This window comes from Stieleria maiorica, assembly GCF_008035925.1.
Lineage (GTDB): Bacteria > Planctomycetota > Planctomycetia > Pirellulales > Pirellulaceae > Stieleria > Stieleria maiorica.
Window position 1 is genome coordinate 6,980,296 of record NZ_CP036264.1, and the last position, 14,457, is coordinate 6,994,752.

General features: G+C 60.7%; 13 protein-coding genes. 8 read left to right on the forward strand and 5 right to left on the reverse strand.

The window, feature by feature from the left end:
- On the reverse strand, positions 1–1,524 hold the full coding sequence (gene xylB, locus Mal15_RS23870; RefSeq protein WP_147870059.1) for a xylulokinase: 1,524 nt from the start codon (positions 1,522–1,524) through the stop codon (positions 1–3).
- Between the two features lie 180 nt (positions 1,525–1,704).
- Between xylB and Mal15_RS23875 the strand changes: the two genes are divergently transcribed.
- Positions 1,705–3,111 carry a hypothetical protein gene (locus Mal15_RS23875; protein WP_147870060.1) on the forward strand — a complete coding sequence of 469 codons (1,407 nt, stop codon included), beginning with the start codon at positions 1,705–1,707 and terminating at the stop codon, positions 3,109–3,111.
- A gap of 127 nt (positions 3,112–3,238) precedes the next feature.
- Here Mal15_RS23875 and Mal15_RS23880 read toward each other — a convergent pair whose 3' ends face one another.
- The 3 genes from Mal15_RS23880 to Mal15_RS23890 form a co-directional block, all read right to left on the reverse strand.
- Positions 3,239–4,006, reverse strand: a complete 768-nt coding sequence (locus Mal15_RS23880; protein WP_147872412.1) for a class I SAM-dependent methyltransferase — start codon at positions 4,004–4,006, stop codon at positions 3,239–3,241.
- Positions 4,007–4,077: 71 nt separating this feature from the next.
- Positions 4,078–4,776: a hypothetical protein gene (locus Mal15_RS23885; protein WP_147870061.1), complete on the reverse strand. Its 699-nt coding sequence runs from the start codon at positions 4,774–4,776 to the stop codon at positions 4,078–4,080.
- Between the two features lie 48 nt (positions 4,777–4,824).
- Complete coding sequence (locus tag Mal15_RS23890; protein ID WP_147870062.1) at positions 4,825–5,124, reverse strand: hypothetical protein; 300 nt, start codon at positions 5,122–5,124, stop codon at positions 4,825–4,827.
- A gap of 121 nt (positions 5,125–5,245) precedes the next feature.
- On the opposite strand from Mal15_RS23890, the gene Mal15_RS23895 reads away from it, so the two are divergent.
- Positions 5,246–6,526 (forward strand): 6-phosphofructokinase, encoded by a 1,281-nt coding sequence (locus Mal15_RS23895; protein ID WP_147870063.1) that lies wholly within the window; start codon positions 5,246–5,248, stop codon positions 6,524–6,526.
- 35 nt (positions 6,527–6,561) lie between these two features.
- Here the strand turns inward: Mal15_RS23895 and eboE are convergent, their stop codons facing one another.
- Positions 6,562–7,782 (reverse strand): metabolite traffic protein EboE, encoded by a 1,221-nt coding sequence (gene eboE, locus Mal15_RS23900; RefSeq protein WP_233902985.1) that lies wholly within the window; start codon positions 7,780–7,782, stop codon positions 6,562–6,564.
- A 177-nt stretch (positions 7,783–7,959) separates the two neighbouring features.
- Between eboE and Mal15_RS23905 the strand changes: the two genes are divergently transcribed.
- From Mal15_RS23905 to Mal15_RS23930, 6 genes are all read left to right on the forward strand, one after another.
- Positions 7,960–8,412 carry a nucleoside deaminase gene (locus Mal15_RS23905; protein ID WP_147870064.1) on the forward strand — a complete coding sequence of 151 codons (453 nt, stop codon included), beginning with the start codon at positions 7,960–7,962 and terminating at the stop codon, positions 8,410–8,412.
- A 156-nt stretch (positions 8,413–8,568) separates the two neighbouring features.
- Positions 8,569–11,043 carry a M1 family metallopeptidase gene (locus Mal15_RS23910; protein ID WP_167547016.1) on the forward strand — a complete coding sequence of 825 codons (2,475 nt, stop codon included), beginning with the start codon at positions 8,569–8,571 and terminating at the stop codon, positions 11,041–11,043.
- Positions 11,040–11,549: a DUF6702 family protein gene (locus Mal15_RS23915; RefSeq protein WP_147870065.1), complete on the forward strand. Its 510-nt coding sequence runs from the start codon at positions 11,040–11,042 to the stop codon at positions 11,547–11,549. The genes Mal15_RS23910 and Mal15_RS23915 overlap by 4 nt, the downstream gene beginning before the upstream one ends.
- A gap of 309 nt (positions 11,550–11,858) precedes the next feature.
- Positions 11,859–13,133, forward strand: coding sequence for a competence/damage-inducible protein A (locus Mal15_RS23920; RefSeq protein WP_147870066.1), 1,275 nt, complete (start codon positions 11,859–11,861; stop codon positions 13,131–13,133).
- A complete protein-coding gene (locus tag Mal15_RS23925) occupies positions 13,130–13,903 on the forward strand; it encodes an RluA family pseudouridine synthase (protein WP_147870067.1) in 774 nt (257 codons plus the stop codon). Before Mal15_RS23920 ends, Mal15_RS23925 begins: the two co-directional genes overlap by 4 nt.
- Entirely contained in the window at positions 13,900–14,412 is a 513-nt protein-coding gene (locus Mal15_RS23930; RefSeq protein WP_147870068.1) for a putative molybdenum carrier protein, read from the forward strand. Before Mal15_RS23925 ends, Mal15_RS23930 begins: the two co-directional genes overlap by 4 nt.
- Positions 14,413–14,457: the final 45 nt, after the last annotated feature.

Below are 14,457 nucleotides of genomic sequence, written 5' to 3' on the forward strand. Positions count from 1 at the left end.
TTACTGTTGCAATCCGGCCAAGGTCTGCATCGAATCCTTCAGGTCAGTGTAGAGTCTGCGGTAGACGGGGAACAGGTCGTTGTAGGCCGCGACGGACTTTCGATCGGCCGGTGTTTGCTCGGCCACTTCGATCGTCGCTTTGCAGGCGGATTGAACATTCTTGTAGGCCCCGTCACCGACGGCGGCCAGCAGGGCGACGCCGTAGGCCGGTCCTTGTTCCACTTTCAACGTCGTGATTTTTTTGCCGAACACGTCGGCCTGCATTTGACGCCAGAACGGGTTCTTGCTGCCGCCACCGGACGCGCGGATCTCTCTGACCGGGACCTCCAACGATTGGATGATCTCCAAGCTGTCACGCAGGGCAAACGTGATGCCCTCCATCACGCTGCGGGTCATCGAACCGCGTGTGTGCGTCAGGTTCAACCCGACGAAGGCGCCACGGGCATGTGGGTCGGCGTGAGGCGTTCGTTCACCGTTCAGATACGGTAGGAACACCAGCCCATTGCTTCCTGCCGGGCATTGCCGGGCTTCGGCCGTTGCGGCTTGATAAACCTCTTTCCCGCCCATGCCGGCGAGCCCCTGCAAGACCGATTCGACCCACCATTGCAACGAACCACCGCTGGTCAGGTTGACGCCCATCATGTGCCAGGCGCCGTTGACGGCATGACAAAACGTGTGCAGTCGTCCGGCGGCGTCGTATTGGGGCTGGTCGCTGTGGACGAACATCACGCCGCTGGTGCCGATCGATGTGCTGAGCACTCCTTTTTTGACCACACCGTTGCCGACCGCCCCGGCGGCACAATCGCCCGCACCGCCGACGACTTTGCAATCGGTGGTCAGTCCCAGTGTTTTGGCGGCGGCCTTGGTCAGCGTCCCGGTGACTTCATCGCTTTCCACCACGCGGGGCAACAGGTCCGAATCGAGTCCGAGTTTCGACAGCAGGGCGGAGGACCATTTTCGTTTGACGACGTCCAGAAACAACGTGCCGCTGGCATCGCTGACTTCGGTCACGTAGTCGCCGATCAAGCGTCGGCGGATGTCGTCCTTGGGCAACAAGACCTTTGCCAAGGCGTCAAAGTGTCGTTTTTCGTTGTTCCGCAGCCACAGCACCTTGGGCGCTTGAAATCCCGTCAGCGCGGGGTTGGCGACCATTTTGATCAGCCGTTTGCGTCCTCCGGCGGCCGACGTGATCTCGTCGCACTCGGCCGCCGTCCGCTGGTCATTCCACAGCAGGGCGGGGCGAATGACGTTGTCGTCGCGGTCCAGAAAAACGCTGCCGTGCATCTGGCCGCTCAATCCGATCGCTTTGACGTCGGCCGGTTTGCAGCCGGATTTTCGCATCACCGCACGCACCGTCTTGACCGTCGCCTTCCACCAGTCCTCGGGGTCCTGCTGTGTCCAACCCGGTTTGGGTTGCTCCATCGGATAGGTCGCATCGGCTTCGGCGATGACCTTGCCGCTGGCGTCAATTAATAGCGTTTTTGTGCCGCTGGTCCCGATGTCGATGCCCAAGTAGTGACTCATGATGCGCCTTCTTCGAAATGAAACTTTCCTGCCGAACCCGATCGCCGGGCGATGCGTATGTTATCGCGCCGCCGCCAGACTGTAATTTCCATCGTCTGTCGGCGGGAATGGTTTTGCCAAAAAGGCTCGCACGTACGCCCGAATTTCCGAGAAACGCCGCGGCCGACGCGGCACGCTACCATGTCTGGTGACTTTCGTTCCCGTCCACTGGATCGCCGAACGGCCGTTTCGATCCTCGCCGCGTCGCTGATCGCCGGTTGCGGCGACTCTGGATCCGATGATGCAGACTCTGCCGTCGATGCGGCCCCGGCCGCTCGCACCGACGTGCCGCTGCGGATCTTACTGGTCGGGAATGCGTCTGTCGCCGAAGCGATCCGATTGGCCTGGTCGATGACGCATGAGCACCCGCTGGAGATCGAGGTGTTCGATCCCGCCGACCCTGCGGTGGCTGGAGCTGCTCTCGCCGGGGACGACATCACCGCCGGGGAAAGCCCCGCGGTGCGTTTCACACGGCAAATGTTGCTCTCGGATGTCGCGATCACGCCGCAGAGCTATCTGGGCGAAATCAACGCCAAGGACGCAGCGGTTCGATTCGGTTCCGAATTGCTGAAGGAGTACCAAGCCGAATACGGCAAACCGCTGCCGGCCGTGATCAACTCGTTGGGCGATTACGGCGGATCCACCTGGGGCGTTGCGGTCGGCGCCAAAGTGCTCGCGCGGTTGGCCATCGACTCTCAATCGCAATGTGAGACCTGGAGCGAGTACCACGACTGGGTCCGAGGGCTTGAGGGCAAGGCGGCCGAGCCGTTGGCGCCCGGTTGGGCCGCCAGCTCGTTTCTGAATCGATGCGCGTCCACCTTCACGCGTCGCTGGCTGTTCAACCGCACGACGATGAAGCCCGAGATCGACAGCGAGGACTACGTCGCGGTGCTGGAGCAATTGGCCGCGACGGCGGGCCTGTACGCATCGTCGGCAATGACGCCGGGCCAGATCTGGCAGGCCATCGCAGGCGGGGAACTGGTCGGCGGGATCGGCTACGAGGTCCCGGCGAGCGCAAGCGAGACCGCGGCCGATGAAGCTTCGGCCGACCAGCCGCCGGAAGAACGCGAAGAATTTGACATCAGCGTTTTTGATTGCCCGCGGCAAACCGAAACCGATCAGCTGTGGCTGGGGCCGCAGACGCCGCTGGCTTGCTTGAGCAGCGGTTGTCGTCAAACCAACGCGTCCAAGCAATTCATCGGATGGCTCTCCGGCGGCCAGCGGATTTCAACGGTCCGCCAACAATCCGAACTGTTCTCGCAAACCCGAATCAGCCCGGAGAACGAGTCGATGCAGTCGGGAAGTGCCTATGCGCGTTGGCTGGTCGAGCGACTGCAAACGCTGCAAGTGGCACCGGGGTTAGTCCTGCCCGGGGCCGATCGCTACTACGAGGTGCTCGACCGTCAGGTCCGACGCTGTTTGGCCGCAGAGCAATCTGCCGCCGAGGCGCTCTCCGACGCCGCCTCACAATGGGACGCGATCACCGATTCAATCGGCCGCGACCAGCAATCGGTCGCTTGGAAACGGACGCTCGGGTTCGGCGGGTAGGTTTCAAGTTTCAGGTTTCAGGTTCCAAAGACCGGCCAACATCTTCTTCCCGATATCCCCGCCTCCACACGCATTTTTCTCCCAACTCCCAACTCCCAACTCCCAACTCCCAACTCCCAACTCCCAATCACGCGGTGATAATGGTCGGGCGGGTGGTGGATTGCGTGCCGATCCTTCTTGCCTTGATGCGGACATAGGGTGGGATGTACGTCGCTCGATCGGCGAAACTGTCGGCTGACGCATTCGGTTTGGCGTGCAGCGGCTCGATCAGGTCTTCGATCACAAAACCCGACCGGCACAGTCCGCCGATCAGGTCTTCCCAGCGGTGCAAGAATTCGATCGCGCCGTGTTCACGCAATCGTTTGGCACTCGCCGACATCACGTCCGGCGGCGGAATCGGTGTGTCGCGGTAATACGTGTGTCGGATCGGGAAACCATCGGTCGAACGCTGATAGCCCGCCTGCAAACTGATCGGTTGTTTGTGTTGGCTGATGTACAATCCCCCGGGGCGTGTGACCCGAGCGACTTCGGCAAACACCGGTGCGACCGAAGGGACATAGCACGTGCTGACCGGATGGATCACGATGTCGAACTCCGCGTCGGCCAATCCCGACAGGTCCTCCATCGTCGTTTGCAGCACTCGCATCCGATAGCCACGCTCGGCCGCCACCCTGCGATCGAGTTCCAGCATCGCGCCGCTGAGATCGACCACGGTCACTGCCGCGCCGGCGGCGGCGTACAGCGAGCTCTGTCGCCCCCCGCCGGCGGCCAGGCACAGCACGCGTTTTCCGGCGATCGATCCGCCCAGCCAGCCGGCTTGGTCGACGACCGACAACGGACGCGACAATTCTTCTTCGCTGGCCGGGCGACACAGCGGATCGCCGCTGTCGGCCATGCGGTCGTAAACGCGGCGGTTGGTATCCAGGGTTGCGTCGTGATTCACACAACACTCTCGGTTGGCGGGCGTTAGCGAGGTTTGGCGCGGGTCAGGTGCTCGAGCGACTTGAACAGCGAATCGACTTGGTGGTCGGTCGGGTCGGGGGCGATGGCGGTGTAATAGCCGGGGGTGATCCCGAGTGCGGCGCGCATCGCGGCGGCGTGTTCGGGCGGCGCGTCGATCATTTCGTTGACCATTTCGAAATCGCGATCCCAGAGGACGCGATCGGCCAACAGTTCAACCAACCAGCGCCACCGATCGACTTCCACGGATTGCACGTCGATGTCGAAGACCGACTCCTCATACTCGTCTTGTGCAGACGATTCTTGCTGCACAACGTCGTCTTCTTCGTTTTCGCGATAGGCATCCAGGGCCGCTTGCCGCCAGCGGAAACGGAATTCTTCTGGCGAAACGGGTTGCAACTCGATCTCGAGTTCGATTTGTTGAGCAACATTTTCGTAGACCGCTGCGACGGCTGCTTCGTTCACCCCGCTCAACTCCAGCGTTTGCTCGGTTTCCTGCAACAGATTGGTCGCCAACAAATCCAGCACGGCCAGTTGCTGTTGCCAGGTCAATTCGTCGAACAATGTGACGCCGTACGTCCAGGGGTCTTCCTCGGTCTCACGGCAACTGGCCAATTCCTGCACCATGATCGCGAGCGAATCACGCACCAACTCCGCCTCCTCACCAACCAGGTACCGGTCGCCAGATGGAGTGTGCCAGGTCATCGTGAGGTTCCGAATCGTTCCAACCGTGCGAGAGAGAAGAGCGCCGTATCACCTGCCCGACGGAACCGCCGGACAGGCCGTGGGATCGACGCTGGGGAGATCTTGATTGATCGGGCGGCCGACTGCAAGCTTTTCGCGCCAGCGGGTGGTGAAGAAGAAAAATCCGCCGGCACGCCGCTGTTTTAGATTGCTTGTTCTCCACACTTTTAAGCTGCAATCGCAGCGATTTCGACATCCAAAGCCGATCTCGGCGTCGCAAGCGCGGTAATCTGGGTGACTTTTCCGTCCCTCAGCCCCCAGATTGTCGTGCCCAAAGCCACCGAAACGTGTAAACGGCTTGGCGGTCATCGTGGCATCTCTAAAATCGTCCCCTGACGACTTGCGTTCCCATGCACCAAACCGACGGCCTGAATTGACAGTCCGACGCGATAAACCAACCTCCATCTTCCCCAGTCGAGATTTGAGCACCATGCCCGACCATCACACCCTGGACATCAAACGCGTTGCGATTCTGTTTGCCGGAGGCCCCGCACCGGCTGCCAACGCGGTGATCTCGACGGCTGCGTTCTCGTTTCTCGAAGAGGGGTCGCAAGTGTTTGGGATCAAACACGGCTACAGTCGCCTGGCCGACTACACCGCCGCCGGCCCGCTGCAAGAAGGCACCGACTACCTGCGATTCACCCACGAAACGCTGACGCATGCCCGCAGCAGCCGTGGGATCATGATCGGAACGGCGCGGACAAACCCCGGAAAACATGTCAGCAGCCCGGAACACTTGAAAGACCCCGAGCTGGTCGCCCCGCTGCGTCGGGTGTACGAAGGCCTGTGCTCGTTGGAAATCGACGCGTTGATTTCGATCGGCGGCGACGACACCCTGAAGACCGCCAACAAGCTGAAGATGTTCCAGGACAACCTGCCCGCTGACGCGCGTCGGTTCCCGGTGATCCACTTGCCCAAGACGATCGATAACGACTACAGCGGCATCGACTTCACCTTCGGCTTCTTCACCGCCGTGGAAACGCTGGCCGAAGAGATCCGCAACCTGAACTACGACGCCGCGGCCGGCAAGGCCTACTTCCTGTGCGAAGCGATGGGACGCAGCGCCGGATGGTTGGCCTATGGCGCCGCGATCGCCGGCGAAGGCAGCATGGTGATGAGCGTCGAAGACATCGCCGACGACTTGGCGGCCGAAGAAGTGGACCCGGAAACCGGCAAGCCGCGGAAGATCATGGTGCTGGACAAGGTGATCGACAAGATGGTCGACATGATGGTCGCCCGCGAACGCGAAGGCCGTGAGTACGGCACGATCGTCGTCGCCGAAGGTTTGGCCGAGTTCTTGCCGGCCGAATACTTGAAAGGGGTTTCGCGAGACGACCACGGCCACATCAATATCTCCGCCATCAATTTGGCCGCACTGCTGAGCGGTTTGCTGGCGGACGCTTACACCGCGCGAACCGGCAACCAACGCAAAGTCAACGGACTGCAGCTCGGCTACGAGTCGCGATGCGCACCGCCGCACGCCTACGACGTGATGTTGGGGTCACAGCTGGGCGTCGGTGCCTACCGCGCCCTGGTCGAAGAAAAGCTCAACGGCGTGATGGTTTCGGTGTCCGGCCAACTGGACCTACATTACGTGCCCTTTGAGAAACTGGTCGATCCACAAACGCTGGTCACCAAGGTCCGGTTTATCGAACGTGGCAGCGACTTTCATCGCTTGGCTCGTTTCCTTGAAACCTGCACCGACAGCTGAGGTCCGATCCGGGAACGCCATGACAGGCCGCAAGCCTATCCCGCGAGTTGATCGGCCAGCCATTGCAGTTCGCTGGCGATGTCTTCGGCCAAACCGCGGCTCCGCATCGCTGCCGGCAACACGGTCCAGGCATACGTTTCGACTTCCAGGTGCCCGGTGAACGCCGCACCGATCTCATCATCGTCGAGCGCCTTTAAACACTCCACGACCGCGTCGCGGCTGGTCGTCAAATGGCCGAACCGCTGCAAGAAGATCGGCACGTGGAAATGGATCACCCAACGACGGATCGCTTCCAAATCGGCCGGCGAGGTCTGGCCAAGCAACGGGGGCAAGTCCTCGGCCAATTGAAATCCGCCGCCCCGCGCGACCTGGCCGGTTTGATGCAAGTAGCGGTCTTCGGCGAATTGGCCGAGCTGCTCGAGTGTCGCAGGAACATCATCGGCGGGAATTGATTCCCAATCCGCCACGATCGCGCTGCTGACCTGGACCTTGCCGATTGTGATCCCGGCATCGCGATACGCCGTCACGACCGAGCGTTGCGGTTCGTTCATCACGGCGCTGTGGCAGATGTCATGGCAGACGGTGATGTAGCGTCGGTGGATCGCTTCGGGCAGTTCCGCGTCGAAGAAACCGACCAAATCGTCGACGGTGTCGATCATGCAACCGGGCTCTGGTTCGATCGCCACCACGATTCGTTTGCCGGTCGATTCGAACAGCTGATCCAGGAACCCTGACAATTTACGCAAGTGCGCCCCCGCGGCGGCGACGTCATCCCGGCCGGGCGGTTCGGATGAAAACGGGTTGCCGGGCCAACCGATCGGCAGCGTGCTGATGGATCCGACCGCTTGGTCGTCGGGAAGTAATTTCGTCAGGATGGTCGCCAACCGCTGCGTGTACTCCAGCCGTTCTGGCTGGCCCCACGTCGGCAAGTACACGCGTTGCTTGACATGATCGCCGTGGAAGTTGGCAAACGGAAACCCGTTGATCGTGAACGCATTCAACCGATGCTCACTCAAGAATTCCGCAAACGCATCGAGTTGGCCGCCGACCAGTTCGCGAGACGCTTGATCGGGAATCCACAATCCGACACCGAGCGAGTTCCAATCGTGTGTCTGGGAAAGTTGCTTGCCGACCGCGACGGCATACTCCAGCAGATTGCCGCGGATCGAATTCAAATCGACACCGGCATGGACATTCGTGCAATAGCCGATCTGGCGAGACCGAGCGTCGTGTGGGTCTGAATCGTAGATGTTCAATGTGCTAACATGACGGAGGAATGAACGGTCGTGCGATAAATGGTGGTGCAACCAGTGGTCCTGCAGCCAGTGGTCCTGCAGTCAGTGGTCCTGCCGGTGGCCGCGACCTGCACGACGGTCTTCACCAAGATAACGGCAACATGCCACGGAATGAACGGTGCAACCCCCGAGTCTTTGATGCTCAGTCAAACGGATCAATTTCATCTGCGCAGGGCCTATGACGAAGCCGTGACCGGATTTGACGAAGGGGGGTGCCCGATCGGATCGCTGCTGGCCCGAGGCGACGTGGTGCTGGCCAGCGGACGGAACCGACGCGTCCAACAAGGCGACCCGATCGCCCACGGCGAGATGGATGCCTTGCGGCGGGCCGGACGCCAAACGACCTATCGCGACACCACACTGTACACCTCGCTCAGCCCCTGCATGATGTGCAGCGGAACGATCGTCCAGTTCGGCATCCCGCGGGTCGTGATCGGCGAGAACCAGAATTTCGGCGGCAACGAGGACTTTTTGCGCAAGCGTGGCGTCGAGGTCGTGATTGCCAATGACCCCGGTTGCATCGCGCTGATGGAACGATTTATTCGCGAAAAACCCGAACTATGGGCGGAGGACATCGCACAAGAGCTGTAGCGCCGACACGCAGCGACCGTCCGAACTAAGATTGACGCGTCGTCACCTCTCCGCCACCCGCACCCTTGGCTCGCACCGTTCGGATTTCCCCGATGAAGTGTTCACCGAAGGGATTGGCTTCAATTGACACCTGCGCCCTCACCTAACCCTCGCCACATGCGTCCTCCCACCCTGTCGCTCATTGAACCTCGCCCAGCAGCGTCACGTAATCAAGCGTCGATATTCATCGCACTGCTGGCGATCGTACTGGTCGTCGCGACCGATCATGTCGGCGTCAATCATGCCGGGGCGCAGTCACCGGAGTCGGCCAACCGCAAACATTCCGATCCGTATGATCCGTTCGCCCAGCTGGACCCTTGGTGGCCGACGCCGGGCGCGACGCGGATCGCATCGGGGGCGCCGGGGCCCGCCTATTGGCAGCAACGCGCTGACTATGAAATCGACGTCACGCTCGACGACGATCAACAGCAACTCAAGGGCGTGGTCAAGATTCGTTATCACAATCAATCGCCACACACACTTCCCTACCTCTGGATTCAACTGGACCAGAATCGGTTCCGACAGGGATCCGATGCCTTGGAAACCGTCACGGCACCGTCACTGTCGCCGAAGATTTCGTTCGGCGCGATGAAGTCCATCCTGGCCAGCCGACGATTCGACGGCGGGTACCGGATCCGATCGGTGACCGATGCGGCCGGCGATCCGCTGCCTCACACGGACATCGGCACGATGATGCGGATCGATCTGCCGACCGCGCTGGCGCCTGGTGAAAAGACCGATGTCGCCATCGATTACTCGTACAACATCGTCGACGCGAAGGTCATCCGCGCTCGGGGCGGCAAGGAATTCTTTGAAGACGACAAGAACTACATCTATGAGATCGCGCAGTGGTTTCCCCGCGTCGCGGCGTACACCGATTTCGGCGCCTGGCAACACAAGTCGTTCCTGGGACGCGGTGAGTTCACGTTGGAACTGGGGAATTACCGAGTCCGCATCACCGCCCCCGCAGAAATGGTGGTCGCGTCGACCGGAACGCTCGAGAACCCGGACGAAGTTCTGACCGATCGCTGGAAACAACGGCTGACGGAAGCCGAGTCGGCCGAGAAGCCGGTGTTCATCATCACGCCGGAAGAAGCCGAAACGAATGAAAGCGTGCGAACGCAAAGGACAAAGACCTGGGAATTCGACGCCAACAACGTCCGCGACTTTGCCTTTGCCGCCAGCCGCAAATTTATCTGGGATGCGTTGGGCGTCCGAGTCGGATCACAAACGGTGATGGCGATGTCGTATTACCCGAACGAAGCCGAGCCGCTGTGGAGCAAGTATTCCACCGAATCGATCGCGCACACGTTGGAGGTTTACGGCCGCTATTCGTTCGAGTACCCCTACCCGGTCGCGATCAGCGTCAACGGGCCGGTCTATGGAATGGAATATCCGATGATCTGTTTCAACGGCCCGCGGCCCGAAGACGACGGGACGTACAGCAAAGAAACAAAATATGGTTTGATCTCCGTCGTCATTCACGAGGTCGGGCACAACTTTTTTCCGATGATCGTCAACAGCGACGAACGACAATGGACGTGGATGGATGAAGGGCTGAACACGTTCCTGCAATACCTGGCCGAGCAAGAGTGGGAAGAGGACTACCCGTCACGCCGCGGGGATCCGGAAAAGATCACCGGATACATGCGGGGCAACAACCAGCGGCCGATCATGACCGGCAGCGAAGAGATCCTTCAATTCGGCAACAATGCGTATGGCAAACCCGCAACCGCACTGAACATCCTGCGCGAGACGATCCTCGGACGCGAATCCTTCGACTTTGCCTTTCGAGAGTACTCTCGACGCTGGAAGTTTAAACGCCCCACGCCCAGTGATTTCTTCCGCACGATGGAAGACGCCTCCGGGGTCGATCTGGATTGGTTTTGGCGGGGTTGGTTTTACGGAACCGACCACGTCGACATCGCCATCGACGGAATCCAGTTGTACAAGATCGATGCAGGGGATCCCGATGAACAAGCCGAACGCACGCGGCAGGAGCGGGACCGCGAAGAAGCGACCATCACCGAGGACCGCAACCAGGACTTGCGACGAAGGATCGATTGGCAACCGGGACTGAAGGATTTCTACAACAGCCCCCAGTACGACGAACTAAAAGTCGAAGAAGAAGATCGAAAGTCGTTTCAAAAGTTTCTCGATGGTCTGAGCAGCGAGGAACGCGCGATCCTCCGCAGAACCACCAATTTTTACATCGTCGATTTTCGCAACGTGGGCGGATTGGTGATGCCGATCCTGTTGCGTGTGCATTACGCGGACAACACCAGCGAAATGATGACGTTCCCGGCACAGATCTGGCGTCGCAACAGCAAACGCATCAGCAAGTTGATCGTTACCGACAAAGAAATCGTCCGATTGGAACTGGATCCCAAACGGCAGACCGCCGACGTCGACGAAGGCAATAACCATTGGCCGGAAAAGATGGTGCCCAGCCGCTTTAAACTGTTCAAGGACGAAAAGAAAAAGAACCCGATGCAAAAAGCAGCGGCCGACCAGCAGGACGCGACGGATCAAGCGTCGCCCGAAGAAAAGACGGATCAACAAACCGAACAGGGGCCGGAAAAAGGGAAATGATTCAAACGCTGTGGATCGCCGCCGCACTCCTGATGCACCCGGTTCACGAGACGGTTTGTGAAATCGAGTGGAATGCGGAAACCAAACGCGTCGAGGTCGCGCTGCGAATCGATGTGCTGGATGAACAATGGATGGCCCGGTCGATCGGGGCCGACAGCGACGACCAGTGGCGGGGCAATTACTTGCGCTCGCGGGTGTTCTTTGATCCCATCTCCGACAACAGCGTCTCGGACAACGGCGACATGCCCGATCCGAGCGGTCGTCCGATCAAGTGGCTGGGGCGAAAACCCGACGGCGGTCACGCCTGGTGGTTCTTCGAAGTCGTTTGCGAAGACGGCGTGCCGCCGACGTCGATCCTGTCGCGGTTGCTGTTTGACCGCGACCGCAATTACCGGCACCACATCGTCGTGCTCGGCAGGCCGGCGGGCGATGACGGCAAACGCGTTTCGATCGTGCTGACCGAACAGAAGCCGAGCGCGCGGCTGGAGTTGGTGGTCGCGGAGTAGGTGGGGTTCGCGTGAGCCGAATCCGTAGCGGAAGCCGCCAACGGCTTGTCGATTTAATCAGCCGTTTGGCGCGAGCCTACGGGCGCCAGGGTGTTTTCTTGGTATTGGAGGCCCGTACGCTCGCGCGAAACGGCTGATCCCACGTGTGATCGGAATAGATCAACGGGCCGATGGCGAGTTCCGCGAACTCAATCCCGCGCGCCCCGCCGCGAATTGCCCCACATACGTCTTGAATGAATAATCCTCTAGAATGCCGCCTACCTTTAACGTAGCCGACCATCGACGTAAACACCTTCCACGCTCTTCCCCATGCAACCCAAAACGCTGACCGCCGAAGTCGTCTCGATCGGCGATGAAATGACCAGCGGCGCTCGCTTGGACACCAACGCACAATGGCTCAGCCGACGCTTGGGTGAACTGGGGATCGAAGTCACCTTCCACAGCACGGTCGGCGACACGCTGCAGCACAACATCGACGTCTTTCGCATTGCCGCAGGCCGGGCAGACGTGGTCGTTTGCACGGGCGGGCTGGGGCCGACCCGGGATGATTTGACACGCCAAGCGTTGGCCGCGGTTGTCGATCAACCACTGGAACTGCGTCAATCGGCGCTGGACCACATCCAAGGTTTGTTCGCCCGGCGAAATCGCGAGATGCCACCGCGCAACGAAATCCAAGCGATGTTCCCTGTCGGCAGTTTGCAGATCCTTAATCCCCAGGGCACCGCGCCCGGCGTCGACGTGACGGTCCGCCGCGGCGACCATTCCACCAGTCGGATCTTTGCCTTGCCCGGTGTGCCGGCGGAAATGAAACGCATGTTCGACGAGACCGTCGCGCCGCGGATTCTGGAAATCAGCGGCGGCTCGCGCACGCACATCGAACACGAAGTCATGAAGTTCTTCGGCGTCGGCGAAAGCGACATGGAGCAACGGTTGGGCGAGATGATTGATCGCGATCATGTGCCGCGGGTCGGCATCACCGTCAGCGCCGCGACGATCTCGCTGCGAATCAGCGCGATCGGACAATCACCCCAGGAATGTCGACAGCAGATCGAATCGACGCGCGCGGAGATCCTGGAGCGTGTCGGCGACCTGCACTTCGGCGACGGCGAGGAGTTCGAGCAATACCATGCGGTGGAGAAGTTGCTGGCCGAGCGAGGGGAAAGCTTGGTCAGTTTGGAGCTTGGACGGTCGGCGGTGTTGGCCGACTGGTTCGCATCGCTGGGCCAGTCGTCGGCCTATCGCGGCGGATTCTGCTTTGCCAACCTGGACGAACTGGCGGCAGTCCTGGAGGTGGATTACGCGGCGGCGATGGAGACACTCCGACGACGTGCGGGGGCGCAGTGGCTGGTCGCGGTCGACGCGTACCCGCCGTTGGAGAGCAACGCCGATTCTCCGCTGCCGGCCGCGGAGGTCACGTTGATTGTGATCGATCCGACCGGCGAGGTGTTTTCGACGACCAGTCGGTTGGGCGGCCATCCGTCGATCATCTACCAGCGGATCGGCAAAGCGGCCCTGGCGTGGCTTCGACACACGCTTGCCGAAAGTCCTGCCCCACGGCCAGCGAGTCCCACGGCCGAGTCATGAACGTCCTGTATGAAGACAATCATTTGCTGGTCGTCGACAAACCGGCCGGGATGCCGACGATGGGGGCCGAAGCGGGGATCCAAACCGTCCACGGCTGGGCGACGGACTACTTGAAACGACGCTATCAAAAACCGGGCAATGTGTTCGTCGGTGTGGTCAGCCGACTGGACAAATTGACCACCGGCGTGCTGGTATTGGCCCGCACCAGCAAGGCGGCGTCGCGGCTGACGATCCAGTTCGGCGGTCCCGGCAAAAGTAAGAAAGTGTCTACCCGGGCCCAAAAAATGTACCTCGCGATGGTCGCCGGGGATCTGGAAAACGATTCCGGACTGCCCCCCTCGGGCACGTTGACCGATGCGGTGTTCAAAGACGACGCGGCGCATCGCATGCGGGTCGACCGACGCGGCAGAGCCGACGCCCAACAAGCGCGGCTGAATTACTGTGTGATTGACCGATCGCAATCACGGACGCTGGTGGCGGTCCGTTTGTTGACCGGACGCAAGCATCAAATCCGCTTGCAATTCGCCGATCGCGGGCATCCGGTTTTAGGCGACACCAAGTATGGCTCGCGCATCGATTTCCCCTGCGGGGTTGCCCTGCACAGCTGGCAACTTTTAATAGAGCATCCGACCCGGTCGGAGATGCAATTGTTTCGCGCACCGGTCCCAAACGCCTGGCGGAACCCTCCGTTTTCGGTCCCCGGTGAATCGTCGATCCGGTCGACGCTGGTCGCGACGGCTGATTGGTACAACGGTGAGGGAAACGAGTGACAAAACGATCGTCCAACCCTGCTGATCGGCAGCCGTTTTTTCCCCGTCGCATCATCTCGGGCGGGCAAACGGGGGTCGATCGTGCCGGGTTGGAACTGGCGATCGCCCACCGAATCCAACACGGCGGGTGGTGCCCCAAGGGACGCTTGTCCGAAGACGGCTCGATCCCCAGCCGTTACGACCTGGTCGAAATGGACACGGCCGAGTACCCGCCGCGGACCGAGCAAAACGTGATCGACAGCGACGCAACATTGATCCTGTACGAACAGCGTCTCAAGGGCGGCACGCTGTTGACGCGTCGCTATGCGGCGCGGTGGAACAAGCCCTGCCTGTCGGTGGCGATGGAGGTGACCTCGCCCGGCGAGGTGCGACAGTGGTTGGATCAGGTGCAGCCGGAAACGTTGAACATCGCCGGACCGAGGGAGAGCAGCGTTCCGGGAATCGGCGAGCGCGCCCTGGCGTTCTTACTGGAGGCATTCGTCGACCGTTCCACGGAGGTGTCGCGGTAGATCGGCGTGGGGGACCTGTGAAAAACCGCTCCCGCGTTGCCCAGC